The organism is Kitasatospora putterlickiae, from assembly GCF_039527695.1.
GTDB classification, from domain to species: domain Bacteria; phylum Actinomycetota; class Actinomycetes; order Streptomycetales; family Streptomycetaceae; genus Kitasatospora; species Kitasatospora putterlickiae.
This window is the reverse complement of record NZ_BAAAKJ010000041.1, coordinates 1,744-2,530: the sequence shown is the minus strand read 5'-3', so window position 1 is coordinate 2,530 and position 787 is coordinate 1,744. Positions and strand designations below refer to the sequence as shown.

At 74.7% G+C, this 787-nt stretch carries 1 protein-coding gene; it reads right to left on the bottom strand.

What is annotated here, in order from left to right:
• Positions 1-44: 44 nt before the first annotated feature.
• The coding region (locus ABD308_RS04835) for a C40 family peptidase (protein ID WP_344326141.1) at positions 45-787 on the bottom strand (743 nt) is incomplete at its 5' end.

Sequence of the window (787 nt, the reverse complement as noted above, 5' to 3'; positions counted from 1 at the left end):
GGGGCGCGGTGGCCCGGGCGCCGGCGGAACGCCGTGCGGAGGTCTCAGGGCCGGCCCATGTGGGTCGGGTAGTAGCCGCTGCTGATCCGCGAGATCCGGATCGAGGTGCCGGGCCGGGCGGCCTCCACGTACTGGTTGTTGCCCAGGTAGACCGCCACGTGGTGGATGCCGCGCGCGGTGCCGTCGTCCGACCAGAACAGCAGGTCGCCGCGGCGCAGCTGCCCGGCCGTCACGGGCGTGGTGGCCGCGTACTGGTCGTTGGCGACCCGGGGCAGGGAGATGCCGCCGCGCCGGAAGGACTGCTGGACCAGGCCCGAGCAGTCGTAGCCGTCCGGCCCGTTTCCGGCCGTCCGGAACGGCTTGCCCAGCTGCGCGAGCGCGAACTGCACCGCCGCCTCGACGTCGCCGTCCGCCGCCGGGTCCGGGGTCGAGGACGTGGTCGAGGACGTGGTCGAGGAGGCGGACGAGGCCGCCGAGTCCGCGGAGGAGGAGGCGGGCGCCGACCCACTGGTGCGCTCCAGGTAGACGTCGTAGTGCGTGGTCCAGCGCCACTGTCCCTGGCTGTTGCGGAACCAGTACCGCGAACCGTCCCACCCCTGGGTGATCCCCCCGGACGAGCCGCCCGCCCTCGTGCCGGACGTCCCCGAGGCCGAGGCCGTCCCCGAAGCCGAGGCCGAGCCGCCGGTGCGCGCCAGGTAGACGTCGTAGTGCGCGGTCCAGCGCCAGTGGCCCTGGGCGTCCTTGAACCAGTACCGCGAGCCGTCCCACCCGGCGTGGGCCGGTGCCG